This is a genomic window from Actinomadura sp. NBRC 104425, assembly GCF_030269545.1.
Classification (GTDB): domain Bacteria; phylum Actinomycetota; class Actinomycetes; order Streptosporangiales; family Streptosporangiaceae; genus Spirillospora; species Spirillospora keratinilytica.
In genome coordinates this window covers 82,911-108,800 of the sequence record NZ_BSTN01000012.1, presented here as the reverse complement: position 1 = coordinate 108,800, position 25,890 = coordinate 82,911, and the positions used below count along the sequence as shown (strand labels likewise).

21 protein-coding genes are annotated in these 25,890 nt (G+C 72.5%); 14 read left to right on the top strand and 7 right to left on the bottom strand.

The window, feature by feature from the left end; all coding sequences use genetic code 11:
* Positions 1-112: 112 nt before the first annotated feature.
* The 4 genes from QSK22_RS19555 (at position 113) to QSK22_RS19540 (ending at position 3,583) form a co-directional block, all read left to right on the top strand.
* Complete coding sequence (locus tag QSK22_RS19555; protein WP_285495677.1) at positions 113-1,006, top strand: isocitrate lyase/PEP mutase family protein; 894 nt, start codon at positions 113-115, stop codon at positions 1,004-1,006.
* 120 nt (positions 1,007-1,126) lie between these two features.
* Positions 1,127-2,113: a bile acid:sodium symporter family protein gene (locus QSK22_RS19550; protein WP_285495676.1), complete on the top strand. Its 987-nt coding sequence runs from the start codon at positions 1,127-1,129 to the stop codon at positions 2,111-2,113.
* Positions 2,114-2,172: 59 nt separating this feature from the next.
* Positions 2,173-2,418, top strand: coding sequence for a hypothetical protein (locus QSK22_RS19545; protein WP_285495675.1), 246 nt, complete (start codon positions 2,173-2,175; stop codon positions 2,416-2,418).
* A 112-nt stretch (positions 2,419-2,530) separates the two neighbouring features.
* The gene (locus QSK22_RS19540) at positions 2,531-3,583 is read left to right on the top strand and encodes a CapA family protein (protein ID WP_502872338.1); all 1,053 of its coding nucleotides are present in this window, start codon (positions 2,531-2,533) and stop codon (positions 3,581-3,583) included.
* A gap of 49 nt (positions 3,584-3,632) precedes the next feature.
* On the opposite strand, the gene QSK22_RS19535 is transcribed toward QSK22_RS19540, so the two are convergent.
* Positions 3,633-4,964: a GH1 family beta-glucosidase gene (locus tag QSK22_RS19535; protein ID WP_285495673.1), complete on the bottom strand. Its 1,332-nt coding sequence runs from the start codon at positions 4,962-4,964 to the stop codon at positions 3,633-3,635.
* Between the two features lie 148 nt (positions 4,965-5,112).
* Here QSK22_RS19535 and QSK22_RS19530 point away from each other — a divergent pair, with 148 nt between their 5' ends.
* On the top strand, positions 5,113-5,736 hold the full coding sequence (locus tag QSK22_RS19530; RefSeq protein WP_285495672.1) for a TetR/AcrR family transcriptional regulator: 624 nt from the start codon (positions 5,113-5,115) through the stop codon (positions 5,734-5,736).
* A gap of 279 nt (positions 5,737-6,015) precedes the next feature.
* On the opposite strand, the gene QSK22_RS19525 is transcribed toward QSK22_RS19530, so the two are convergent.
* Positions 6,016-7,050 carry a CE1 family esterase gene (locus tag QSK22_RS19525; protein ID WP_285495671.1) on the bottom strand — a complete coding sequence of 345 codons (1,035 nt, stop codon included), beginning with the start codon at positions 7,048-7,050 and terminating at the stop codon, positions 6,016-6,018.
* A 171-nt stretch (positions 7,051-7,221) separates the two neighbouring features.
* Between QSK22_RS19525 and QSK22_RS19520 the strand changes: the two genes are divergently transcribed.
* From QSK22_RS19520 to QSK22_RS19510, 3 genes are all read left to right on the top strand, one after another.
* On the top strand, positions 7,222-8,328 hold the full coding sequence (locus QSK22_RS19520) for a ferritin-like domain-containing protein (protein ID WP_285495670.1): 1,107 nt from the start codon (positions 7,222-7,224) through the stop codon (positions 8,326-8,328).
* 335 nt (positions 8,329-8,663) lie between these two features.
* Positions 8,664-9,584: a hypothetical protein gene (locus tag QSK22_RS19515; RefSeq protein WP_285495669.1), complete on the top strand. Its 921-nt coding sequence runs from the start codon at positions 8,664-8,666 to the stop codon at positions 9,582-9,584.
* 534 nt (positions 9,585-10,118) lie between these two features.
* On the top strand, positions 10,119-10,799 hold the full coding sequence (locus QSK22_RS19510) for a septal ring lytic transglycosylase RlpA family protein (RefSeq protein WP_285495668.1): 681 nt from the start codon (positions 10,119-10,121) through the stop codon (positions 10,797-10,799).
* Positions 10,800-10,887: 88 nt separating this feature from the next.
* Here QSK22_RS19510 and QSK22_RS19505 read toward each other — a convergent pair whose 3' ends face one another.
* Positions 10,888-11,913: an alpha/beta hydrolase gene (locus tag QSK22_RS19505; protein WP_285495667.1), complete on the bottom strand. Its 1,026-nt coding sequence runs from the start codon at positions 11,911-11,913 to the stop codon at positions 10,888-10,890.
* 404 nt (positions 11,914-12,317) lie between these two features.
* Between QSK22_RS19505 and QSK22_RS19500 the strand changes: the two genes are divergently transcribed.
* A complete protein-coding gene (locus QSK22_RS19500) occupies positions 12,318-12,683 on the top strand; it encodes a YkvA family protein (protein ID WP_285495666.1) in 366 nt (121 codons plus the stop codon).
* 47 nt (positions 12,684-12,730) lie between these two features.
* On the opposite strand, the gene QSK22_RS19495 is transcribed toward QSK22_RS19500, so the two are convergent.
* Positions 12,731-13,402 carry an IclR family transcriptional regulator gene (locus tag QSK22_RS19495; RefSeq protein WP_502872337.1) on the bottom strand — a complete coding sequence of 224 codons (672 nt, stop codon included), beginning with the start codon at positions 13,400-13,402 and terminating at the stop codon, positions 12,731-12,733.
* A gap of 304 nt (positions 13,403-13,706) precedes the next feature.
* Here QSK22_RS19495 and QSK22_RS19490 point away from each other — a divergent pair, with 304 nt between their 5' ends.
* The 5 genes from QSK22_RS19490 (at position 13,707) to QSK22_RS19470 (ending at position 21,020) form a co-directional block, all read left to right on the top strand.
* A complete protein-coding gene (locus tag QSK22_RS19490; RefSeq protein ID WP_285495664.1) occupies positions 13,707-14,897 on the top strand; it encodes a hypothetical protein in 1,191 nt (396 codons plus the stop codon).
* Positions 14,898-15,142: 245 nt separating this feature from the next.
* Complete coding sequence (locus QSK22_RS19485; RefSeq protein ID WP_285495663.1) at positions 15,143-16,951, top strand: fatty acyl-AMP ligase; 1,809 nt, start codon at positions 15,143-15,145, stop codon at positions 16,949-16,951.
* A gap of 76 nt (positions 16,952-17,027) precedes the next feature.
* Positions 17,028-19,658 carry an MMPL family transporter gene (locus QSK22_RS19480; protein ID WP_285495662.1) on the top strand — a complete coding sequence of 877 codons (2,631 nt, stop codon included), beginning with the start codon at positions 17,028-17,030 and terminating at the stop codon, positions 19,656-19,658.
* A gap of 119 nt (positions 19,659-19,777) precedes the next feature.
* Positions 19,778-20,500 (top strand): SDR family NAD(P)-dependent oxidoreductase, encoded by a 723-nt coding sequence (locus QSK22_RS19475; RefSeq protein ID WP_285495661.1) that lies wholly within the window; start codon positions 19,778-19,780, stop codon positions 20,498-20,500.
* Positions 20,490-21,020: a MarR family winged helix-turn-helix transcriptional regulator gene (locus QSK22_RS19470; protein ID WP_285495660.1), complete on the top strand. Its 531-nt coding sequence runs from the start codon at positions 20,490-20,492 to the stop codon at positions 21,018-21,020. Before QSK22_RS19475 ends, QSK22_RS19470 begins: the two co-directional genes overlap by 11 nt.
* A 439-nt stretch (positions 21,021-21,459) precedes the next feature.
* Here the strand turns inward: QSK22_RS19470 and QSK22_RS19465 are convergent, their stop codons facing one another.
* The 3 genes from QSK22_RS19465 to QSK22_RS19455 form a co-directional block, all read right to left on the bottom strand.
* Positions 21,460-21,843 (bottom strand): YybH family protein, encoded by a 384-nt coding sequence (locus tag QSK22_RS19465; protein WP_285495659.1) that lies wholly within the window; start codon positions 21,841-21,843, stop codon positions 21,460-21,462.
* 142 nt (positions 21,844-21,985) lie between these two features.
* Positions 21,986-23,227 (bottom strand): glycosyltransferase, encoded by a 1,242-nt coding sequence (locus tag QSK22_RS19460; RefSeq protein ID WP_285495658.1) that lies wholly within the window; start codon positions 23,225-23,227, stop codon positions 21,986-21,988.
* Positions 23,228-23,236: 9 nt separating this feature from the next.
* A complete protein-coding gene (locus QSK22_RS19455; RefSeq protein WP_285495657.1) occupies positions 23,237-25,798 on the bottom strand; it encodes an MFS transporter in 2,562 nt (853 codons plus the stop codon).
* Between the last annotated feature and the right edge of the window lie 92 nt (positions 25,799-25,890).

Below are 25,890 nucleotides of genomic sequence, written 5' to 3'. Positions count from 1 at the left end.
TATTCATGCGGCGACATGAAGATGCAGCTCGACCGCCGGTCGGTCGTGCGCGATGTGCGCCGCCACCTGTTCTCGATCGGGCGCAGACGCCGGGAGGGAGAAGTCACGGAACATGACCATGGGCTACGGAACCGCACTGCGGCGCGACATCAAGGGGGAGGGCACCACCCCGCTGATCGGGGTGTTCGACATGTTCTCCGCGTCCGTCGCCGCCAAGCACTACGACGGGATGTTCGTCTCCGGATTCGGGTTCGCGGCCTCCCACTACGGCCTGCCCGACATCGGGTTCATCGCCTGGCCCGACATGGTGGCCTTCGTCCAGCGGCTGCGCCTGGCCTTCCCCGGACACCACCTGCTGGTCGACATCGACGACGGCTACGTCGACCCGGAGGTCGCCTGCCACGTCGTCGAGCAGCTGGAGATGGCCGACGCGTCCGGGGTGATCCTGGAGGACCAGGCCCGGCCCCGCCGCTGCGGCCACGTCGACGGCAAGCGCATCCTCCCGCTGGAGGAGTACCTGGAGAAGCTGGAGCTGGTGCTGCAGACCCGCCGCGACCTGGTCGTGGTGGCCCGCACCGACGCCACCACCGAGGAGGAGATCCTGCGCCGCGCCCGGGCGCTGGCCGAGACCGACGCCGACGTCATCCTGGTCGACGGCGTGCGCAGCGTCGACTGGATCGACAAGGTCCGCGCGGTCATCGGCGGCAAGCCGCTGCTGTTCAACCAGATCGCCGGCGGTCGCTCTCCGCGCCTGTCCCTGCCCGAGCTGGCCGAACTCGGCGTGGACGTGGCCATCTACAGCACGCCGTGCCTGTTCGCCGCGCAGCGCGCGATGGACGAGGCGCTGCTCGAACTCAAGCTCAACGAGGGGCGGCTGCCCGAGGTGGCCGACGGCTCCGGCGCCGTCGGTGTCCAGGAGGCCCTCGCCCTGCTCGAAAAGAACATCAGCCGTCACCGTTCCCGAGACTTCCGGTCGCCCAGGCAGACCGCAGGGTCGACGATGTGACCAACCAGAGTTCACCGTGCCCCCCGCGCAACCTCCCACCCCACGCGGGTGGCCACGCGCCGGACGGCCAGGACCGCCCCTACCCCCCTCCGCAGCGGCTCGGCGCGGTCGTTCCGGGCGGTGCACAGACTCGTCGGGGCGGTGGTCCGGCGGGTGCGGGTCGAGCCGTTCGTCGCGGCCGTTCTCGGGGCGGTGGCGGCCGCTGCGCTGGTTCCGGCCCGTGGTGAGGCGGCGGAATGGCTCGATCGGGGCGTGGACGTGGCGATCACCGGCCTGTTCTTTCTGTACGGCGTGCGGCTGCCCACCCGGCGGGCGGTGGCGAGCATGCGCGACTGGCGGCTGCACGGGGTGATATTGGCGATCACCTTCGGGCTCTTCCCGTTGCTGGCGTTCGGGTGCGCGCCGCTGGTGCCCGACGTGCTGGCCGCGGGCGTGGTGTTCCTGTGCGTGCTGCCGTCCACCGTCCAGTCTTCGATCATGCTGACCTCGCTGGCCCGCGGCAATGAGGCGGCCGCCATCTGCAGCGCCTCGCTGTCCAACCTGCTGGGCGTTGTGCTGACACCCGTGCTGGTGGCCGGGATGCTCTCGGTGGGCGACGGCGGCCTGCCGCTGTCGGTCGTCGTTGACACCGTGCTCGTGCTGCTGGTGCCGTTCGCGGCCGGGCAGGCGGCGCGCGGGCTGCTGGGGGACGAGCGGGCGCAGGCGTGGACGGCGCGGCTGGCCATGTTCGACCGTGCCGTCATCGTGCTGGCCGTCTACACCGCGTTCGGCAAGGGCGTGACCGGCGGCGTCTGGGGCCGGGTGGCTCCAGCGGACCTGCCCGCGCTGCTTGCGGTCGTCGCCGGGCTGCTGGCGTGTGTGCCGGCGTGCTCGGCGCTGGTCTCCCGCGGCCTGGGCTTCGCGCACGGCGACCGCGTCGCGGTCCTGTTCTGCGGCTCGCAGAAGAGCCTGGCCAGCGGGCTGCCCATGGCCACCGTGCTGTTCCCCGGCGCGGTCGTCGGCATCACGGTGCTGCCGCTGATGCTCTACCACCAACTCCAGTTGCTGGTCTGCACATGGCTGGCCCAGCGGCTGGCGCGTTCGGCCCCGGCGGGTGGGCCCCGCTGAACCCGCGTACCCGGCCTGACCGGCGGGTCGGGTCTCGCCTCACCTCGACAGGAGTACTCATGCACGTCATCGGCAAGGTTCTGGTCGGCGCGGTGCTGCTGGGCGCCGTCGCCCTCGTCTCGGCGCCGTCCGCGGCGGCCGACGTGGTCTGCAACTGCGCGCCGAGCGTCGTCGTCTTCAACAACACCGGCGCCGACAGCGGGAACGACAGCATTCTCGAAGTCGACCGGACGCTGAACCTCAACCGCGGCCCGGGCAGCGCCGGCAGCGACAGCGAGGGCGCGTTCCCCGACATCCTCCATTAGCCGCATATGGCCGCACCGCTCGCCGGAACACGCGCCGGACCCGTGGCATGCTTGTGCCGGCGAACGGGGGAGTTCAGTGATCAGACGGAAGTACGCTGCGCTTGCGACGGTCATGGCGGGAGCGCTGGCCCTGACGGCGTGCGGCGGCCGGTCCGACGAGGCCGAGGCCGAGGGGAATACATCCGCCCCGCCATCGGCGTCCCGTACGGCGGCGCCGTCCACCGCAGCTGCGGCCAAGCAGCCGATCACCCTGGCGTTCGGCGGGGACGTGCACTTCGAAGACCACCTGCGCGCGCGGCTGGCGCAGCCGTCCACCGCGCTCGGCCCCATCGCCAAGACGCTGCGCGCCGCCGACCTGGCGATGGTGAACCTGGAGACGGCCATCACGACGCGCGGCACGCCCGCGCCGGGCAAGCAGTTCACCTTCCGCGCCCCCGCGTCGGCGTTCACCGCGTTGAAGGCCGCGGGCGTGGACGTCACCTCCATGGCCAACAACCACGGCATGGACTTCATGGAGACGGGCCTGCGCGACTCCCTCCAGGCGATCCGCCGCACCGGATTCCCCACCGTGGGCATCGGACGCAACGCCGACGAGGCGTACCGCGCGTACCGGGTCACCGTGAAGGGCAACCGGCTGGCGATCGTCGGCGCCACCCAGGTGCTGGACGACCACCTGATCCCGGCGTGGACGGCCACCGACACCAAGGGCGGCCTGGCGTCGGCGAAGAACGTGCCGCGCATGGTGCGCGCCGTCCGCGAGGCCCGCAAGGGCGCCGACCTGGTCATCGTCCACCTGCACTGGGGCGCCGAGCTGCAGCCGTGCCCGCTGCCCCGGCAGAAGGAGCTGGCCAAGCAGCTCATCGACGCGGGTGCCGACGTGATCGTCGGCGGGCACGCGCACATCCCGCTGGGCGGCGGCTTCATGGAGGGCAAGTACGTCCACTACGGGCTGGGCAACTTCGTGTTCTCGTCCGCCCGCGGCCAGACCGCCAACTCGGGGGTGCTGGTGCTGCGGGCCGAGAACGGCAGGATCACCGCGGCGAAGTGGAAGCCCGCCCGCATCTCCGCCGGGCTGCCGCGCCTGCTGACGGGCGCGGCGGCGACGGCGGAGCTCAAGCGCTACAACGGTCTGCGCGGCTGCACCGGCCTGTCCGCCACCCCCTGAGCGGCCCTCACCGGCCGGGGACGACCGCGCCCGGCGGGAACTGTCCCGGTCAGGCGCGGCGCGCGGCGGCGATCAGGTCGCGGTACCAGGCGTAGGACTTCTTCGGAGTCCGGCGCTGCGTCGCGTAGTCGACGTGGACGAGGCCGAAACGCGGGTGATAGCCCTCGGCCCATTCGAAGTTGTCGAGCAGCGACCACACGAAGTAGCCGCGGACGTCCACGCCCTCGTCGATCGCGGTGCGCACGGCCGCGATGTGCGCGTCCAGGTAGTCGATGCGGGCGTCGTCGTCCACGCGTCCGTCCGGGCCGGGTTCGTCGGAGAACGAGCAGCCGTTCTCGGTGACGTACAGCGGCGGCAGTGCGGGCCCGTAGCGTTCCTTGAGCGTGCGCAGCAGCGACAGCAGTCCGTCCGGGGCGATCGGCCAGCCCATGCCGGTGACCGGATGCCCGTCGGGAGGCGGCGCCTCGTCGAACGGCAGCGGCGCATCAGGGGCGGGGGCGTGCAGCCAGGTCGGCTGGTAGTAGTTGACGCCCAGAAAGTCGATCGGCGCGGCGATGACGGGCAGGTCCTGGTCGCGGATGTGCGCGGCGAGGCCGTCGGCCGCCGGGTCGGGGAGGCGGCCGAGCAGGACGGGGTCGGTGAACAGGCGGTTCAGCAGCGCGTCGAAGGTGTCGGCGGCGGCTCGGTCGCCCGGGGAGGACGGGTCGGCGGGCCGCGCGGGCGAGTAGTGGTTGGTGATGCCGACCGCGCGGGCGCCGCGTCCGCGCAGCGCGGTGACCGCCAGGCCGTGGCCGAGCAGCTGGTGATGCGCGGTGGGCAGGGCGGCCATGCCGAGCGCCCGGCCCGGCGCGTACAGGCCACGCGCGTAGCTGTACGCGGTGACGACGACGGGCTCGTTCAGCGTGATCCACATCGACACCCGGTCGGCGAGGCGTTCGGCGGCCAGGTAGGCGTACTCGGCGAACCGGTAGGCGGTGTCGCGGTTCATCCAGCCGCCGTCGTCCTCCAGCGGCTGGGGCAGGTCCCAGTGGTAGAGGGTGGCGGCGGGGGCGATGCCGCGGTCCAGCAGGGCGTCCACGAGACGGTCGTAGAAGTCCAGGCCGACGGGGTTGGCGGGGCCGCGTCCGGTGGGCTGCACGCGCGGCCACGCGATCGAGAACCGGTAGGCGTCCACACCGAGGCCGGCGAGCAGCCGCACGTCCTCGGGCCAGCGGTGGTAGTGGTCGCAGGCGACGTCGCCGGTGTGGCCGTCGCGGACCCGGCCGGGTTCGCGGCAGAACGCGTCCCAGGTCGACGGGCCGCGGCCGTCCTCGTCGACGGCGCCTTCGATCTGGTACGCGGAGGTCGCCACGCCCCACTGGAACCCGTCCGGAAGCCCCATCGCCACCCCCTGGTCAAACGCGAATATTGTTCGGATCGTAGGGGTTGGACGTTCCGTCCACCAGACGTCCGCGTCCGGCGGAAACGGCTGGTCCGGACGGGCACGCGTAGCGGTGCGGCACCCGCTCCGCACAGGAGACAATGGTCGGGTGACCGAGCTTCGTACGCCGTTGCGCCGCCGTCCCGCCCAACGCCGCAGTGCCGAACGCGTGCAGCGCATGCTCGACGCCTGCGCCGAAATCCTGGACGAGGACGGCTATGACGGACTGACCACCACGCGCATCGCCCAACGCGCCGAGGTGGCGATCGGCTCGGTGTACCAGTTCTTCCCCGATAAGCGGGCCGTGGCGCAGGCGCTGGCCCTGCGCAACCTGGACCGGTTCGGCGAGCGGGTCTCCCGGCGGCTGGCCGAGGGCGACTTCGACCACTGGTCCGACACGGTCGGCGCCGTCATCGAAATCTTCGTGGACATGCACCGCACCGTGCCCGGCTTCCGGGTGCTGCGCTTCGGCGACGTCGCCGACGTCAACCTGCTGGACGCCGCCGCCGACAACAACTCGGTGGTGGCCGACCGGCTGCGCGCCCTGATCGTGGAGCGGTTCGGCGTCGCCGACACCCCGGAGCTGGCCCGCGCGCTGGCCATCTCCGTGGAGGCCGGCGATGCGGTGCTCAAGATGGCCTTCCGCCGCGATCCCGACGGCGACCCGGCCATCGTCGCCGAGGCCGAGCGGATGATTCACGCCTACCTCGCCCACCACATCAGCGACCGCTGATCCGCGCCCCGCAAGGACTGCGCGGGTCGCTGCCGGAACCGTGCGTCGGACGCTCCGCGGGGACGTGTGCCGGCCGCTGCGGGCCCGGCGTCGGGCGTCGGGTCGGTGTTCAGCCATCGTCGGGGTCGTGGCGTGGGGCGCCGTGCGCAGGCCGCTGCCGGCCCTGGCGCCTCGCACCGGGCCGACCGTTCGGTCGTTGCCCGGGGCGCGGTGTCGGGTGCTCTGCGGGGGCGGGGCGGTGGTGCCGGCCCGGTGTCTTTCGTGCTGGGTTGTGTGCGGTTATTGGCCGGGGCGTGGTGCGGGGTGGTCTGCGGCTGTGTCCGTTCGGCGGGAGCTTGTCGTGGCGAACGTGTTCAGCATGATCCGGGTTGCGTCGATTCGCGTGGTGCTGGGGCCGGCGCCCAGTGAGGGGGAGCCCGGCCAGCTGTGGCCGCCGCCGGCCACGGTGTAGAAGTCCACCCGGGCGCTGTCTCGGCATCCGGTGCGGCTCACCAGGGTGACGCCCGTGGCCGCCTGCCGCCGGGAGGTGCGTCCGCAGCCGAACGACCGCGCCCAGCGATCGACCTGGTCGCGCACGGACGGCAGGACGAGCGAACCGCCGCCCGCCGGGCGCATCCAGCCCGGGACGCGCGCCACGTTGCCCTTGTACGGGGCGCCGCCGCCGTACGGGACGATCGGGTCGGCCGTGCCGTGGAAGACGAGCATCGTGGTGGGCCGGGGGTTGCCGCACGGGCGCGTCAGGTTCAGGCCCGCCACCGGCGCCACGGCCGCCAGGCGTCCGCCGAGCCCGCACACCAGCGCAGCCGACATGCCCGCGCCGTTGGAGAACCCGGTGGCGAACTCGCGCCGCGTGTCCACGCACAGCGTGCCCTCCAGGTGGTCGAGCAGGTCGCGGATGTAGCGGATGTCCGCCGTGCCGTCCGCCATGCCGGGCAGCCGCCAGCCCCGGGGCTGGGTCGCGCCGTTCGGTTCCACGACGGCGAACCCGCGCGCCGCGCCCAGGCTCGCGACCCGGCTGTAAACGGCCTCCTGAAAGCCGTTGGAGCGCAGTCCGTGCAGGTCGAGGACCAGCGGGACGGGTGTGCGGCCGCGGGAGCGCGGCAGCGTCAGCAGGTACGAACGCCCGCCGAAGCGGTACCGGCCGCTGGTGGCGGTGGGCGTCCGCCTGCACCCCGCGCTCGGGGCGGCCGCCGCGGCGGTGCCGCCCGCGCTCGTCGGCGGGCGCCCGGACGACGCGCCGCGCGACCCGTTCACCGAGCAGGCGGTCAGCGTCAGCGCCATGCCGAGCAGCGGCGCGGCGACCTGGCGGAGCACGTCTTCGATCGTAGTGCCCCGGTCGTCCGCGGCGCGGTGCGCGGCCGCGGGGGTATGGCCTTCGCGGGCTTTACATGTTACGAAGTGATGTAAAGCGCGTGGGCGGTACCAGGCTCGCGGTACAACCCCTCGCGTCGCGGCAGCGGCGTCGACGCCCGAGGAGGCACCCCGGTGACTTCGTTCGACTTCTACACCACCCCCGTCCCCCAGGAGACGTGGAACGTCCCGATGTCCGGTGACACCCGCTTCACCTGGGAGTACGACGACGGCCGCGACCGGCTGCTCAGCCTGTACCAGAAGGGCAAGGACAAGCAGTGGGACGCGCAGAAGCGCATCGACTGGGACCTGGAGGTCGACCCGAACAACGTGGTCGGCCTGCCCGAGCAGTTCAACCCGCTGTTCGGCTCGCGCATCTGGGACCGGATGACCGAGAAGGAGCGCCAGGAGTACGGCCGCCACCAGGGCTCCTGGCTGTTCAGCCAGTTCCTGCACGGTGAGCAGGGCGCGCTGAACGTCTCGGCCCGCATCGTGCAGACCGTGCCCGACCTGGACTCCAAGTTCTACGCCGCCACCCAGACCATGGACGAGGCGCGCCACGTCGAGCTGTACACCCGGTTCCTGAACGAGAAGATCGGCATGTACTACCCGATCAACCAGGACCTGGCCAAGCTGCTCGCCGAATCGCTGGAGGACAGCCGCTGGGACCTGCCGTACCTCGGCATGCAGGTGCTCATCGAGGGGCTGGCGCTGGCCGCGTTCGGCGTCTACCGGGACATGGCGACCAACCCGCTGGTCAAGCAGCTGCTGGCGTACGTCATGCAGGACGAGGCCCGGCACGTGGCGTTCGGCCGCCTGGCGCTCAAGGACTACTACGCCGAGCTCACCGAGAAGGAGCGGGCCGAACGCGAGGAGTTCGTCGTCGAGGGCTGCTACCTCATGCGCGACCGGTTCAAGGGCCGCGAGGTGGTCGAGAACCTCGGCCTGCCCGTGGACGAGTGCATGGAGTACGTCGAGAAATCCGAGATGTACACGCTGTACCAGTCCCTGTTGTTCAGCCGGATCGTCCCGTGTGTAAAGGACATCGGGCTGTGGGGGGAGAAGGTGCGGTCCGCCTATGCCGACATGGGCGTCCTCGACAACGCCAAGGCCGATCTGGACGCGCTGATGCGTCAGGACGAGGAGATCGCCGACGCCGTCGACCGGGAGCGTTACGAGCAGGAGCTGGCCGTCCGCAAGCAGGAGGTCGACGAGGCCATCGCCCTCGGCCGGGAGTCCTGACCCGCCGATTCGGATCGGTCGGCCGCCCCCCGGAGCCGCCCGGGCGCGAAATGTGTTTGCGGCCGTATTTCGTCCCGGCCGGGCCGATATGACCGGCCGGGACGATTCTCCGCCGCACGGTCAAGACCGCGTACGGGCTGCGATTCGGCGTATATCGCTGCGCTAAATCTTCTTCCGCGTTGGCCAAGCGACCCGGTGGTTCGTGCCGCGACCCTCGGGGGCGTATTAACGTCCCCGTACGTCGGTGTGCCAGAAATCCGCGTCCGGTGAAAGGAACCGGTTCGGCGGCGCGCACACGTGCAAAGGGTCGAGACGACCAAACGCCGGGGGGATGTATGAATCGATCCGTCAGGAGCCTGCTCAGGGGCGCGGTACTGGCCCCCGTGGCCGCCGCCGTGACCGTCGCCGCCGCACCGGGGGTGCTGGCCGGTCAGGGGTCGGTCGGCGGTCCCGTCCGGGAGGGCATCGACACGTTCGCCCCCGTGTCGGTGGCGCCCGCCGTCGGGAAGGTCGCCAAGGGGCCCTCTGCGGCGGTCGACGGCATGCTGGGGGTGGGCGGTAAGGCCCGGTCCGTCAAGGGCGGCGGGCACGCGGACGTCCAATTCACGGCGCGCCGCGCCCTGGGGGCCTACCACACGGCGACCAAGCCCAGGTCCGCCGGCCTGGACCACACCCAGGAGCAGTTCGCCGAGGTCAAGAGCGACTGCAAGGTGAACAACAGCACCACCGGGCAAGGCTCGGGCACCACCACCAAAAAGCCCAAGTCCTCGCGCGACTGCTCCGGCAACAAGCATGTCGCCACGTCCAGCGGCGAGGACGCGCCGGAGTTCCGGTTCGCCTCCGACACCGCACTGACCGGGGACTTCGCGCCGGTCAACGGCCGCCTCGCGCGGACGCCCGGTAAGTCGGCCCGGCCCGCCCGCCCGGCCGAGGCGTCGACCAAGGCCCAGGCCGACGGGCCCGCGCCGGAGGCGGGCGCCGGCGGCGTGCTGCGCCAGCTGCTGGCCGGCCTGCTGGGCAGGCCCGCCGGCAACCAGCGGCAGCAGAAGGCCGACCAGGGCACCGCGCAGCGGCCGTCGACCGCCGCCAAGCCCGCCGCCAAGCCGTCCGCTGCCAAGCCGTCCGCTGCCAAGCCCGCGTCCGGCCAGGAGGCGGCGTCCGTCAAGTCGGCGTCCGCCGCGAGTCCGACGGCGCAGGAGCAGACGCAGGGAGACTGGCGCCTGCCCGGCTTCGACAAGTTCCGCACCGCCGGCTGAGCAGATCCCGCCGAACGGGGCGTCGCGCGATCGCGCGACGCCCCGTTCGCCTTTTGTGAACATTTCGGGGGAACCCCGGTTTCGCCCACAAGATCGACATCCAAAGGACAATAAAGGCCATCCTGTAATTTGATCACGGTGCGTATGTGATCGACTCCAGCGGGCAAAAACTCATCGTGACAAACCCCACAAACAACGGCCCACCGGTTGATTCCCACGGATTTCAACGTACGGTCATGGACTTGTGTGCGGTGTCCGCAAGGGATCCGTGATGCGCGAGTGCGGCGCCGCACCTGCCGGACGCCGGATTTCCGCGATGATGCGGTGGCGCTGAATACAGGCGCACGGTCAGCCGGGGCTCGCCGATGGCCCACGGCAGGCGCCCGCGGGGCCGTTCACCCCGGACGGGCCGACCGTGCGCGGCGGGGGATTCCGTGACGTGACGATGTCCGCGCGGCCTGCCCGCCGCGCCGAACGGCGGCGCCCAAGGCCCGCCGGGCGTCCGGGGTCCTGTTCCCGACCGAAGGATTCTCTGTGGGCAAGTCCGGCGAACATCGCCTCAAACGCCACGTCAGGAACATCATCATCTTCGGCGTCGCCGCCGCCGTCCTCGCGGCGGGCGCCTGGGCGCTGGCCTCGGCCGGCCGCACTTCCGGGGCCACAGGCGCCGCGTTGGACACACCGCCGCAGCCGGACCAGCCGCGCACCGCCCCCGGCGACCGTGCCAGCCGCGGCGGGACGCGCTCCCCCGACCCGTCCGTATCCACCGGCCCACCGTCCGCGTCCCCCGAGCCGTCGCAGCCCACCGGGACGCCCACGCCGACCAAGGCGCCGGACGCGCCCGAGTCCACGGGCATGCGCAACACGCTCAGGACCAAGGCGAAGAAAAAGAAGAAGAAAACCAAGAAGCGCAGGTCGCGGGTCGTGCGCACCGGCTCTTGCGAGGCGTCCTACTACTCGCAGGGGCAGACGACCGCCAGCGGCGAGCGGTTCGACCCCGACGCGCTGACCGCCGCGCACCGGACCTTGCCGATGGGCACCAGGGTCCGTGTGATCAACAAGTACAACGGCCGTTCGGTGACCGTGCGCATCAACGACCGCGGCCCGTTCGTCGGCGGCCGCTGCCTGGACCTGTCGCGGGCCGCGATGGCCAAGGTCGGCGGCACCGGCTCCGGGGTGATCCCCATCCGCTACGAGGTACTGGCCGGCACCTGAGCACACACCCGGGCGTCCACCGGACGCCCCCGAACGTCACCGGCCGAGGGCGCCCCGGTCGCCGGGCTCGGGTGCGCTGGGCGCGGCTTTAGACTCTCGAGCCCTCGAAGCGCACCGGGGCGGGACCGTCGCCAGTCGTGCCGCCTTGTGCGGCTGCGGGCGGGGTGGGGTCGGTGCCGCCTGAGGCCGTCGCGACGTCCGGGAGCGTCTGCGACGGCGACCCCGCGCCGGCGGTGACCTGGCCGGAGCCGAGGTCCGGGGTCACCTCGGCGAGCCGGTCGCGGAACCAGTCGGTGACCGCGCCGTCCACCCGCACGGCCTCGGTGGTGGGCGGGCGCGCCTCGGTGCCGGGTTCGGCGGCCAGCGCGTGCCCCATCCGGAAGGTGGCCGCCTCCACCGACGCCGCGCCGCGCCGCCGCAGCAGGTCGCGCAGTGCGGTGATCTCGCCGGGCGCAACGAGGCGGTCCTTGGTGCCGGCGACGAGCAGCAGGGCCGCGTCCCGGGCGGCGATGTCGCCGGCGCGGGCGCCGAGGTCGAGCCGTTCGGCCAGCGCGGTGGCCCGCTCGTTCCAGTCGCGTTCGCGGGCCGAGCGCTTCTCCAGGGAGCGGGCGGCGTGCGCGGGCGCCACGATGGGCGCGACCAGCGCGGCGGCGGTGACCGGCACGATGTCGCGCGCCAGCGTCAGCAGCGCGACGGCGCCGCCGGTGGAGAACCCGGCCAGGCCGATCGGACCGTCGCCGAGGCCGAGGTCGCGCCGCAGGTCGGCCAGCACGGCGGGCAGCCGCTCGGCGGCCTGCTCCACCGCGGCCCCGTACGCCTCGACGCCCTCGGAGGTCAGCAGCGCGCCGGAGTCGAGGCCGCCGGCCGGGCGGCCGTCCACGGCGGGCAGTTCAAGGTAGACGCGCCAGGTCGGCACCCCGGTCAGCGGCAGCGCGGCGGCCAGCGCGGGCGCGGTGCGGGGCGGGTCGAAGCCCGGCCAGGCCACGATGAGCCGGGTGGGGCCCGCCGGGCGGGCGTCCACCGCGGTCGGCGGCAGGGCCAGGTAGCCGATGCCGTCGGCGGTGCCGGAGATGGGCCGGCCGACGTCGGGGCGGTACGGTCGGTCGCCGCTCATCTGCTCGTGTCAGCTCCTGGGGGTGTCGACTGTGCCGGGCGTGTGGACCGGCTCGTGCCGGGAACGCCGGGGGCCGGAGCGTTGGGAGCCGGCGCCCCATCCCACAACCCAGACGGTTCCCCGACATCATGTTCGCAGCGGACGGCGGATAATGCGGCCGAATCCCCGTAGCTCGCACGCCGCAGTGATGAATTCCTCACTTCTGGTAACATGACCGCCTCCACCAGGAGAGGAATACCGACCTCGGGCACGGGGACATGCGTCGCGTTCCCCTGGTGAGGAGGGCGAAGACGGCTCAGGGGAACAAGTCTGGCGAATCGGGCGTCCAATAGGGCGGCGCGGCAGGTGGGTCCGGTCGGCCGCGCCCCGCACCCCGGCCACACGAGTCGGACGAGGGAGAGCCTGTGAACAGCAGACGCAGAGCGGAGGCCGCGGGCCAGGCATGGCACATTTACAGCCAGACGCTCGGCCCCGACACGCCCGGGCTCATGACGCGGATGCGCGCCGTGCCGCGCATGGTCAAGGCCGTCCTGCGCGGCGAGTACAAGGGGCTGCCGTACCGCACCCTGGGCCTGCTGGCGGTGGGGCTGGTCTACATCCTGTCGCCGCTCGACGCCATCCCCGAGATCCTTGTGCCGCTCGTCGGGTTCACCGACGACATGGGCGTCGCGCTGTGGCTGGCGGCCGTGCTGGTCAAGGCGGCGGGCGACTATCTGGAATGGGAGCGCGGCGGACGCCCGACGGTCATCGTCGGCGACGTCGTCGACTAGCGGCATCGACTAGCGGCATCGGCCAGCGGCCCGCACCGGGCGGGCGCTCACGACGGGGTGAGCTCTCGGATGAAGCGTTCGGCCGCGGCGCGCATCACCGGCACGATGTCGGTGACGGCCTCGGCGGTCAGCCGCGCCGACGGCCCCGACACCGAGATCGCCGTCAGCGTGGGCGCCCCGGGCAGCGGCACGGCCACGCAACGCACGCCGACCTCCTGCTCCTCGTCGTCCACCGCGTAGCCGCGTTCGCGCACGCGCGCCAGCTCCGCCACCAGCGCGTCGGCGTCGGTGATGGTGCGCGGCGTCTGGGCCGCCATGCCGGTGCGGGCGAGGATGTCGCGCACGGTCGGCTCGGGCAGCAGCGACAGCAGCGCCTTGCCCACGCCCGTGCAGTGCGGCTGGACGCGCCGCCCCACCTCGGTGAACATCCGCATGGAGTGCCGGGACGGGGCCTGCGCCACGTAGACGACCTCATCGCCCTCCAAGACCGCCATGTTGGCGGTCTCGCCGACCTCGTCCACCAGCCGGGCCAGCACCGGGCGCGCCCACGTGCCCAGCAGGCGGCTGGCGCCCTCGCCGAGCCGGATCAAGCGCGGACCCAGGGCATACCGCTTGGACGGCTCCTGCCGGACGTAACCGCGGTTGACCAGCGTCCGCATCAGCCGGTAGATCGTCGGCATCGGCAGCCCGGACACCTCGGTGAGCTCCGACAGCGCCATCTCGCCGCCCGCGTCGGCCAGGTGCTCCAGCAGCTCGAAGGCGCGCTCCAGGGAGCGGACGGCCTGGGCGCCCCCCGCCTGGGCACCGCCCGCCCGGGCGTTCCCGGCCTGCGCCACCGGCGGCTCCTTTCTCGCGACCGTCCGATTCTACGGAGAGTCGATTTCGGTGCGCGAAAGAGACGGCGTATGTTACCCGCAGTGATCACCTGGAAATAATCTTCTGAGCCCGGCGCCGACCGGCGCCGCCCCCCGGGCGGAAGAGGCCGCAGACAAGGGGGAGCGGGTGCCTACCGGCGAATGTGTCGTGTTCGGACGCGTCCGGGCCCGGCGGTGGGGCGTCGCGACGCTCGGGGCGGCGCTGGCCGTCCCTCCGGTGCTGCTCACCGGCCCGCAGGCGGACGCCGGGGACGTGCGGCTGACCGCCTCGGCGGCGCTGGCGGGCACCCGGACGCTCGCCCGCGAACGCGTCCACACCTACGTCTTCACGGTGCGCGCCCACGGCGGCGCGGCCCGCAACGTGCGGCTGAGCCTGTCCGCGCCCTCGCCGCTGTCGTGGGGACGGCCTCCCGCGCGGTGCACGGCGGCGCAGCGGCGGCTGCGATGCGCGCTCGGGGACGTCGACCGGTCGCGGCGGCTGCGCGTCGACGTCCACGCCCCGCGCGCGTTCCGCATGGCGCGCCTCCCCGCGCTCACCGTGCTGGTGACGGCGGGCAACGCCGACCGGCCGTCCCGGCTGCGGATCGCGCCCCCGCCCGTCGGCGTCCCGGCCGATGTGCCGCCGATGCCGAAGGTTCCGGCGATGCCGAAGGCCCCGGACGGGCCCAAGACGCCGCCCGAACTGGACTCCCCGGGCGCGCCCGCCACGACGAGCCCGACGCCGGAGCCGGACAAGCCGCGCAAGAACAAGGGCAGGCCGAAGGACAAGCAGAGACCGAAGGACAAGCAGAGGCCGAAGGCCGACAAAAGCGACGTCCCGGCCGCTCCCAAAAAGACCAAAAAGCCGAAGAAGCCGTCCGCAAAGCACACGCGGCCCGTGCCGCACGCATCGCCGACGTCGAAGGCCGGGCGCGAGCCGTCGAAGAAGCCGTCCGGACTGGTGCCCGTCCCGCAGCGCACCACCGGCACCGCGCCGAGCACCGCGCCCAGCAAGGCGCCGGGCAGCGCCCCGAACCGGTCGCCGGGCGCCGTGCCGCCGCCGGGCGCCGTGCCGCCGCCGGGCGCGGGGCAGCCGCTGCCGCCCATGCCGCCCGCGGCACCGGCCGTGGCGCCGCCCGCCGGCCGCCTGCCGATGGCCGGCAACGGCATGACGCTGATCTCCCCGACCGGCCTGTACGGGGAGAAGGGGACGCCCTGGATCGTCGTGTTCGGCATGGTGCTGGTCGCCGAGGTGGCGCTGCTGTGGCTGGCGACCTGCCTGGCGCTGCTGCGCAGCCGCCTGATCGCGTCCATGGCGCTGCGGGCCGCCCGCCGCACGGGCGACGGCCACCCTGGGTGACCGTTTCCGGGAAACGCATACGGGCCGGTGATCCCGCTTGTCATCGGCGTGACAAATCGTTTCGGCGGTAATGTGCCGCGAACGCGTTTCACTATTCTGTACCATCGGGTAACTTCGCGCTGCACGATCACCGCCGCGTGCCCCCCACCGGAGGGCGCCGGATGCCGGGAGGCCGGCCGGGACCAGCGGAGCCGGCCGGACCTTTCGTCCGACGCCGCACGCGGCCCTTCCCCCGGAGAAGATCTATGGCACTGGGCTCGCTGCTTCCCGAACTGGCGCCCGGCGGTTCGGGCCGTACCCCTCTGATCGAGCGGGTCGCCCGGTGGGCCGCGGACAAGCCGGACGCCCCCGCCTACACCTTCGTCGACTACTCCCTCGACCCCGCGGGCGTGAAGGTCACCGCGACGTGGGCGGACACGCACCGGCGCGCCCGCGCCATGGCGACCCGGCTGCGCGCCGCCGCCGAGCCGGGCGAACGCGCCGCCCTGCTGCTGCCGCAGACGCTCGACTACATGATGACGATGCTCGGCGCGCTGTACTCGCACGTGGTGGCGGTGCCGCTGTTCTCCCCGGACCTGCCCGGCCACGCCGAGCGGCTGCTGGGCGCCTACACCGACTCCGCGCCCGCCGTGATCGTCACCTCGCGGGACGCGCTGCCGCACGTGGACAAGTTCCTCGCCGACAACGACGTGCCGCGGCCCCGCGAGATCGTCGTCGCCGACGAGGTGGACGACGCGCTCGCCGCCGACTGGCGCGACGAGCCCATCGGCTTCGACGACCTGGCCTACCTGCAGTACACCTCCGGCTCGACCCGCAGCCCCGCCGGGGTGGAGATCACCCACGGCAACGTGACCGCCAACGCGGCGCAGCTGTGGGCGGGCTGGGCGCCCGACCGGCCCCAGCCGGAGCTGGTCAGCTGGCTGCCGCTGTTCCACGACATGGGGCTGATCTCCACGATGGCGCTGCCGATGGTGAACGGCGACCACGCCATCTACACCGACCCCGTGTCGTTCGTCATGAACCCGATGCGCTGGCTGGAGCTGATCGCCGAACGGCCCAGCAAGAACGTCTACACGGCCGGGCCGAACTTCGCCTACGAGTACGTGGCGTCCCAGGCCACCCCCGAACGGCTCGCCGGGCTGGACCTGTCCGGCCTGGTGACCTGCCTGAACGGGGCCGAGCCGATCCGCACGTCCACACTGTCGATGTTCGCCGACACGTTCGGCCCGGCGGGGCTGCGGCCGGGCGCGCAGGCTCCGGGATACGGGCTGGCCGAGGCGACGGTGTTCGTGTCCGCCAACGCCGACGACACCCCGCCCACCATCGTCCACGCCGACCGGGAGGCCCTCACGCGCGGCGAGCTGGTCGCCTGCGCCGAGGGCTCCGACCGCGCCGCGGCGCTGGTGTCGTGCGGAGGGCCCGTCGGGCAGCTCGTCGCGATCGTCGACCCGGAGACCCGGCGCGAACAGCCGGACGGGCGGGTCGGCGAAATATGGGTGCACGGCCCCAACACCGCGCGCGGCTACTGGCGCAACCCCGAACGCACCCGGGAGACCTTCGGCGGCGAGCTGGCCGAACCGGGCGGCCTGCCCGCCGGGCCGTGGCTGCGCACCGGCGACTACGGCGTCGTCCACGAGGGCCGGCTGTACGTGACGGGCCGCATCAAGGACCTCATCATCGTCGACGGCCGCAACCACTACCCGCAGGACATCGAGGTCACCGCGCAGGAGGCGCACAACGCCATCCGGCCCGACCACGTCGCGGCGTTCTCCGTCCAGGGCGACGACTCCGGGGAGCTGCTGGTGGTGGTGGCCGAACGCAACCGCCGCGTCCCGCTGGCCCGGCTGGACCTGGACGAGGTGGAGAACGCCGTGCGCGCCGCCGTCAACGTCGAACACGAGATGAGCGTGCACGACTTCCTGCTGGTCGAGCCGGGCGCGGTCGTCCGCACCTCCAGCGGCAAGATCGCCCGCTCCGCCACGCGGCAGCGGTACCTGGACGGCGCGCTGCCCACCACCCGGCAGCGGCTGGAGTCGCGCCGCAAGGACGGTTAGCCTCGGCCTTGGCCGCCACCGGACGGGGCCACGGCCGCCGGAGCGCAACCGGCGGCCCCGACAACACGGGAGGACCATGCTCGCCGGGCTGGGGCGTGTCATCCACCGACGGCGCTGGACCTGCCTGGTGCTGATCCTGCTGGGCACCGCACTGGCCGGCGCCTGGGGCCTGGGCGTGTTCGAGCGGTTCAAGCAGGGCGGCTTCGAGGACCCCAAGGCGCCGTCCACCCTGGTCGCCAAGCTGGGCGCCACCTACTTCGGCAGCACCAACCCCGACGTGCTCGTCCTGTACCGCAGCGACACCATGACCGTGGACGACCCCCGGTACATGGCCGCCGTGGTCACCACCGTCGCCCGGCTGCCCACCGACCGGGTGGCCGAGCAGATGTCGTACTGGTCGTTCGAGGGCCGCGACGCCGCCTCGTTCGCCTCCCGCGACCGGCACCAGACGTTCGTCGCCATCAAGCTGCGCGGCGCGGACGACGCCGCCAAGGCGCGCAACTACGACGCCATCAAGGACCGGCTGAACGCACCCGGCCTGGACACCCGGCTGGGCGGCAACGTCCCGCTCGGCCTGGAGTTCGGCGAGCAGGTGGTGGCCGACATCGTGCGCGCCGAGACCATCACGGCGCTGCCGCTGCTGGTCCTCCTGCTGCTGCTGTTCGGCGCGATCACCGCGTCCCTGCTGCCGATGGCGGTGGCGCTGTTCTCCATCGTCGGCGGCCTGGCGGTGCTGCACGCCGTCACCTACGTCACCGACGTGACGTCCTTCGCGCTGGAGGTCGTCACGATGATGGGCGTCGGGCTGGCCATCGACTACTCGCTGTTCGTGGTGTCCCGGTTCCGGGAGGAGCTGGCGCGCGGCATGGCCGAACGCGGCGTCCCCGACGGCAAACCGTGGAAGACCGCCGGCGGCCGCCGCGAACGCCGCGCCGCCAAGAAGGCCTACCGCAGGACACTGGCCCCGATCCGGCAGGCCGCGCTCGCCCGCACCCTGGCCACGGCGGGACGCACCATCATCGTCTCCGGCGTGACGGTGTCGGCGGCGCTCGGCGGGCTGCTGCTGTTCCCGCAGATGTTCCTGCGCACCATCGGCCTGGCCGGCATCGCCACCGTGCTCGTCGCCGTGTTCGGCGCGACCGTCCTGCTGCCGACCATGCTGGCGCTGCTCGGCCCCAGGGTGGAGTTCGGGCGCATGCCGTGGCGGCGTCCCGGGCGCGCGCGGCGCGACCCCGACTCGGGGTTCTGGTACCGGCTCGGCCACAGCGTGATGAAGCATCCGCTGCCGTACTTCGCGGTGACGCTGGCGATCCTGGCCGTGCTGTTCGGGCCGTTCCTGAACGTGCAGTTCTCCAGCGTGGACGCGCGCGTCCTGCCCAAGGACAGCCCGACCCGCGCCGTTGTCGAGACGGTCAAGCGCGACTTCCCCAACGGCTCGGCCGAACCCATCGACGTGGTCATCTCCGGGGACCTCATCCCGCGCAACTGGCGGCCAAGCGGCCAGGGCGACAACATCCCGCCCTACCTGGAGAACTTCCGCAAGACCCTGGCCGCCCTCCCGGGCGTGACCGACGCCCGCTTCAGCGGCTACTCCGGCACCTACGGCGGCGTGCGCATCTCCGTCACCCACCGGTACGAGCCGATGGCGCCCCAGGCACAGGACCTGGTGAAACGCATCCGGGCGATGAAGCTGTCCAAGGACGGTTACCCGCTGCACATCGACGTCGGCGGCAGCACGGCCGCGCAGATGGACCTGATGGCCAGCCTCATGCGCAGCCTGCCGAAGATGGCGGTGTTCGTGGGCGTGGCGACGTTCCTGCTGCTGTTCATGTTCTTCGGCTCGCTCGTCCTGCCGGTCAAGGCGATCGTGATGAACGTGCTGTCCATCGGCGCGTCGTTCGGCGCGATCGTGTGGGGCTTCCAGTACGGCCACCTCGCCGGGCCGCTCGACTTCACCCCCACCGGCGGCGTCGAGGCCACCAGCATGATCCTCATCCTGGCGGTGGTGTTCGGCCTGTCCATGGACTACGAGGTCTTCCTGCTCAGCCGCATCCGCGAGGAATGGGACCGCACCCGCGACAACCGCGCCGCCGTCGCCGTCGGCATGCAGCGCACGGGCGGCATCATCACCAGCGCCGCGCTGCTGTTCCTCGTCGTCATCGCGGCGTTCAGCACGGCCGGCATCACGGTGGTCAAGCTCATCGGCGTCGGCATGTTCGTGGCGGTGGTGGTGGACGCGGTGCTCGTCCGCTCCCTGCTCGTCCCCGCCACCATGCGGTTCATGGGGGCCGCCAACTGGTGGCTGCCGCGCCCGCTGGCGGGCCTGCACTCCCGCATCGACCTGCGCGAACGCGACGACGCGGTTGCGTCCGCCGCCGAGGCGTCGCCTGCCCCCGCCCCCGAGGCGTCCCCGGCGCCGCCTCCCATCCCCCTGCAGTGGAAGCCCGCCCCCGAACCGCCTCCCGCGACAGGGCCCGCCCGACCCTCGGCGGCGGGCACGAACGCGGCCGCTGCAGACGTGCATGCGTCTTCCGACGCCGGGCGAGGGCGCCCGCGGGAGGGCGCCAACGGCCACGCCCGCGCGGACGGGCCGTGGCGGCCCTGGGCGGACGGGCAGCCGGCACCGCCGCAGCGGCAAACCGTCCAGGGCAAACGCAAGATCGTGCCGGACCCGGACGGAACCGGCTGGCGCTGGGAGGACGATTAGCCACTGCGGGCCGCGACGGCGCGGCGAAGAGGCCCGTCGCCCCGGAAACCTGGTGCGAACCGGCGGAGCGCAGCCCGCTTTAGACTTGAGTTTAGATCTAAAGTCATGGGGGTTGAAGCATGTCACGCACGATCGTGGTCAGCGGCGGGGGCACCGGCATCGGCAGAGCGGTGGCGGCGCGCTTCGGTGCGGACGGGGAGCGGGTGGTGATCATCGGTCGCCGCGCGGACGTCCTGGAGAAGGCGGCCGGGGAGCTGGGCGCCACCGCGGTTCCGGCCGACCTGAGCGAGCCGGCGCAGGTCGAGCGGGTGCGTGCCGTTCTGGCCGATCGCTTCGGCTCGATCGACGTGCTGGTCAACAACGCGGGCGGCAACTTCGAACGGCACGGCGTGCCCGGCGGCGTCGCGGAGCGGTGGACGGGCAACTTCCGGGCCAACGTGCTGACGGCGGTGCTGCCGACCGAGGCGTTCCGCGATCTGCTGAACCCGTCCGGGCGCATCGTGTTCATCTCCTCGATCGCGGCCCTGCGCGGATCGGGCGGCACCTCGTACGGCCCGATGAAGGCGGCCCTGCATCCGTACGCGTTCGACCTCGCCGCCGCCCTCGGGCCGCGCGGCGTCACGGTGAACGTGGTCGCGCCGGGCTTCATCGCCGACACCGAGTTCTTCGGCGGCACGCTGGACGACGAACGCCGCGCGACGCTCGTCGCCCAGACCCACACCGGCCGGGCCGGGACGCCGCAGGACGTCGCCGAGACCGTGCACTGGCTCGCCTCGCCCGGCGCCGGGCACGTCACCGCGCAGATCGTCCAGGTGAACGGCGGAGCCGAACGTGGCCGCTGAGCCGCCGCGCGACCAAGCCGACGCCATCCAGGACGCCTGGCGGCGCGAGCTGCCGGGCGTCCCGGTGGAGTCGATCGGGGTCATCACCCGGATCTGGTGGGCCGCCAAGTTCTTCGGCGACGAGCGCCGCCGTCTCCTCGCCCGGCACGGCGTGGACGTCGCGACGCTCGACCTGCTGTCCACGCTGCGGCGCGCCGGCCCGCCGTACCGGATGAGCCCGGGGGAGCTGGCCGACGCGTGCATGGTGACGCGCGGCGCGATCACCCAGCGGGTGGAGCGGGCGGTCAGGGCGGGCCTGGTCGAACGGACCACCACCGGGTCGGGCTACCACGCACGCGCGGTGACCCTCACCGACGCGGGCAACGCCCTGCTCGACCGCGTCGTCGCCGACCTGCTCGCCGCCGAAGACCGCCTCATCGCCCACCTCGCCCCCGAACGCCGCGAGCAGCTGGCCGACCTGCTCCGCGACCTGCTCGCCGGTCTCGGCGGCCCGCTCCCGACCGGCCAGGTCGGAGACTGAGCTTCCGGCGTACTCGCTCGCGCGCCGCGTAGCGCCGCTGTCGGGTGCGGCCGGCGGCCCAATGAGGCACGCCGCCCCTGCAGCCAACGTCGCCTCGCGACCTCCGTCGCGCTCTGGCAGAGGGGCAAGAGGACTCCAAGCTCGACCGCCTGGCCGCAGGACGTCTCTTTCGGGCAGTCCGATGATCTGCATGGTCAGGGGACCGGGGTCGGCCGCACTCGCCGCTCGGCCGACGCCTAGTGAGGGCCCCTTGTCGACACCCGAAGACCGCATACACCTGAGCCGGAACATCGCGGCGCCATGCTGTGCGACAGCCGAATGCTCGGGGGGCGGGCCCGCCGAGCCGGGCTGGCAGCCGCCCCCCATTCTTGACCGGGACGGCCTGCCCGCCCCCGTTTGGAGAACCTGCTGTGTGAAAAGGCGCGGCGGCGCCTTCCGGTCAGGCTATGCCGTGCGGGTTGTCGATGACGTAACGCCACGTTCCGTCAGCGCCACGCCGGATCACATCGGTAGCGGTCCCTTTCATGGCGATCTTGCGACCGTCCGGCCCGGTGCCGTTCAGCGACCAGTCGACCAGCAGTAGCGCGATGTCGTCGGCCACGTAGACACGCCGCGTCTCAGCGGCCATGGGCAGGCCGAGCCCGAGCAGATGGCGGTTGGCGGCGGAACGTTCGGGACCGGTGACGGCGTGTCCGGGAACGGGCACCACGACACCACGCTCTTCGTAGAGCGCGTCGAGTCGGTTGAGGTCCCCGGCGTTGAACGCGGTCACGAACCGCGCGGACAGGGCAGCCGGGTCGTCGAAGTTGTCATGACTTGTCATGACAAAAGAATTGTATCGCGACTTCCGCCACGCACTCGGGAAGACACGCCGCTATGGCCTGTTTCAGTGTGGGTCGTGTCGGTCGTTCTTGCTCGGAGTTGCGGCTGAGCGGTGTTCTGGCCGGTCGGGGTGCTGCGGGGGGTTAGAGGGTGTCGATTATGAGGCAGGCTTTTTCCAGGCCGTTTTCGGTGCGGATGCGGCGGCCCAGGGCGGTGGCGCGTCGCCAGATGTCCTCGTCCTGGACGGCTTGCCGGATGGCCTGGGCCAGGCGCGGCACCGTCAGGGTGCGGAAGGGGACGGGGCGCGGGCCGACGCCCAACGCGGCGACGCGTTCGGCCCAGTAGGGCTGGTCGCCGAAGAACGGGCACACCACCGTGGGAACACCCGCGCGCAGCCCGGCGGCCGTGGTTCCGGCGCCGCCGTGGTGGACGACCGCCGCCGTCTGGGGGAACAGCCACGAGTGCGGCACGTCCTGCACGGCGAGAACGTCGTCGTCGGATGTGGACGGGTCGCCCTGGACGATGCCGCGCACCCCGGCCAGGCGCAGGGCCGTACGTACGATGCGGTCGGTCATCACCGGGTCCTTGGGCACCATGCTGCCGAAGCCCACGTAGACGGGTGGCGTCCCGGAGGAGAGGAAGTCCTTCAGTTCGGTGGGCGGCTGCCAGGACGGCTCGTCCAGGAACCAGTAGCCCGTCACATGCACGTACCGGGGCCAGTCGCGGGGGCGGGGGACGACGCATGGGCTGAAGCACGCCAGCACGGGGCGGCCCTCGCGGCGCGCTTCGTGCATGGGGCCGCGCACGGACAGTTCCGGTAGCGCGAGGGCGTCGCGGCGCCACGCGTTGATGAACGGACGGGACAGCTGCCAGGCGAGCTGGTCGACGACCAGGTAACTCGCCCGGTTGCCCAAGGCGCCGAGCACGCGCGCCTGGGGGAGGAACGGGTGCGGGAACGCGCCCGTGGGCTGGCTGGGCTGGAAGTGGATCAGCGCCCAGGGGATGCCCAGGTGTTCACCCAGGTGGCGTCCGAGCAGGCCCAGTGTGGGGCTGAGGATGAGGTCGGCGTCTTTGGCGGCGTCCCGGCATTCGTTCAGCAGCCGTTCGGCCATGGGGCCGAGGATGCGCCGGAAGCCGCCGAGGAACGCCACCGGGTTGCGGCCCCCGGCGAGCAGTTCCTGCCCCGCGTCCGAGTTGAGGATCTCGGTGGGGTCGGCGGTGAGCGGCGCCAGGTCGAGCCCGGCGGCGAGGGCGAGGGGGGCGTAGCGGCTGCTGGCGACCAGGCGGACGTGATGCCCGCGTGCGGCCAGCGCCCGCCCGAGCGCCGCGCACGGCTGGACGTCGCCGCGCGACCCCGCGGCGAAGATCACAATTCGGCGGCTCAACGGTCCTCCTCACCAGGCGTCGCCGCGGCGGGGCGCCTCCCACTCGCCCCACGGATCGGTGTCGTCCTCGGGGATGTACGGGTGGTACCAGCCTTCGGGTGGCGGAGGGAAGGGGCTACGTGACGTCGCCTCACCGGACGCCGCAGTCTCGGAGCGGGGCGCACCGCCAGGGGGTAGGTCGTCCCGGTGTGGCCCGCCCCCGGTCGGGGGCATGGCTTCACGGCCCCGGGCTCCGGCGTCGCCTGGTAGCGGCCCGTGTGCGTGTGCCGCGTCGGGTGGTGCTCCGTGTGTGGGCGCGTCGTGAGGTGGCGCCGTTTCGGTGGGGCGTGGCGCAGCGTCACTGGGGGCTGGGGTCTGTTGGAGCGGACTGCCCCCGGTTGGGGGTTGGGCGTCGCGGGTTCGGGTGACGTCTTGGGATGCTCCGGCGTCGCCTGGTAGCGGCCTGTGTGCGTGTGCCGCGTTGGGTGGTGGTGTTTGGGTGGGCGGTGGTGTGTCCCAGGGGGTGTTGCCGGGTGGCATTGCGTCGTGGGTTGGGGCGATGGCCCGAGTTGGGGCGGTGTTGCTTGGTGGTGCTCCGTGTGTGGGCATGTCGTGAGGTGGCGCCGTTTTGGTGGGGTGTGGCGCAGCGTCACTGGGGGGTTGGGTCTGTTGGAGCTGACCGCCCCCGGTTGGGGTTCGGGTGACGTCTTGGGGTGCTTCGGCGTCGCCTGGTAGGGGCCTGTGTGCGTGTGCCGTGTCGGTGGGCGGCGGTACGTCGCCGGGCGGCAGCGCGTTTGCGGCTCGGGTGACGTCCTGAGTTGGTCCGGTGTCGTCTGGTAGTTGCCCGTGTGTGGGCACGGCGTTGGGGGGTGTGCCCCAGGGGTGTCCCGATTCGGGAGGGCTGGGCGGCATCGCGTCGCCGATGGGGTTGGTGTGGCGTCGTTGGCCGTATCGGGGGGACACGCGTGGTGCGACGCGGTGGGGCGGTGGGAGGTGTTCAGGGGGCGCCGGCCTGCGGGGTGCGGGGGCGTGCGGTTGCGCGGCGGGTGGTGCCGCCCTGTGACGGGTCAAGGGGGCGTGGGGGTGTGCCGCCCCGGCGGTGTCCGCGCGGTGGGCAGAGGCCTGGCGCGTGGCGGGGACGGGGGCGGCCAGGGCGGGTTCGGGGGCGGGGGCGGCTTCCACGGGGGTGGAGTGCTTGCCGTGTTTGGGGCCCAGCCAGCCGCGTTTGCTGGGGAGGGTCAGAGCGCAGATGACGCCGCCGATCAGCACGGCCGCGGCGCCGACGATGAGGCCGGAGGCGGTGCCCTGGCGGAAGGTCTCCAGGCTCTCGGCGCTCGCGCCGGGCTCCGGCACCTCGTGGACGAGCAGGCCGACGATGGCGATGCCGAACGCGCCGGACGCCTCGCGGATCACGTTGATGATGCCGCTGGCCACGCCGGCCTGGTGCTCGGGGATCGCCTTGAGCACGTACATCACCAGGGGCATGGCGAGAGCCGCCCCGGCGCCGACGATCATCACGCCGGGCATCAGCTCGGCGTAGCCGTCGCCGCGCCGCAGGGTGGCGAACAGGAACATGCCGAACGCCATCAGCGCCATGCCGCCGCCGATGGCGCCGCGCGGCCCGGCCTTGGCGGCCAGCCAGAAGCCGACGGGGGTCAGCACCATGATGGCGATGGACGGGGGCAGCATGACCAGGCCCGCCTCGGGCGGGGTGAAGCCCAGGTAGCGCTGCAGGAACGTGGCCGAGTAGAAGATCATGCCGTTGAAGCCGATGCCGTAGAGCATCTGCGACAGCAGGCCCCCGGTGAACACCCGGTTGCGGAAGAACCGCAGGTCGATCATGGGGTCGGGGGCCCAGCTCTCCACCGCCACGAAGCAGACCAGGGCGATCAGCACCAGGGCGAACACGCTGAGGACGGACGGGTCGGTCCAGCCGATCGTGCGCCCCTCCTCGAGCCCGTAGGTGAAGGCGAACAGCAGGGTCGCCGAGATCAGCACGCCGGGCAGGTCCACCCGGGCGTCGGCGTTCTCGCCGTGGCCGGTCAGCACGACCAGGCCGAGCAGGATGACCAGGACGCCCGGCACGATGTTGATGAGGAAGATCCAGCCCCAGTGCCAGTGCTGGACGATGAGCCCGCCGATGGTGGGGCCGAGGGCGGTGGCGGCCGAGCCCGCGCCCACCCACACGATCATGCCGAGCGAGCGCTGTTTGTCGCTGCGGCCCACGGTGACCATGACCTGGGTGGCGGGCAGCGCCAGCGCGGCGCCCGCCCCCTGCGCCACCCGGGCCAGGACCAGCACGGTCGCATCGGGCGCCAGACCGCAGGCGGCGGACGCCGCCGTGAACACCGTCATGCCGGACACGAACGTGATCCGGCAGCCGTACACGTCGGTCAGCCGCCCGCCCGCGATCATCAGGCAGGAGAACATCAGGATGTAGCCGGTGGCGACCCAGTCCTTGGCCGTGGCGGACATGTGCAGGTCGGCCATGATCGTGGGCAGGGCGTTGGCGACCACCGTGTTGTCCATGGTGATCATGAACGCGCTGACGGCGACGACCGCCAGCGCCCATCTGTATCGGCCGTGGGTCAACGCACCTGCGCGGCGCTCTTCCCCTGGGCCCGGACGGCCGGGCCGGAACGCGGGGAAACGGGCCGCTTCCCCCTACAAGCGTGAGTGGCTAT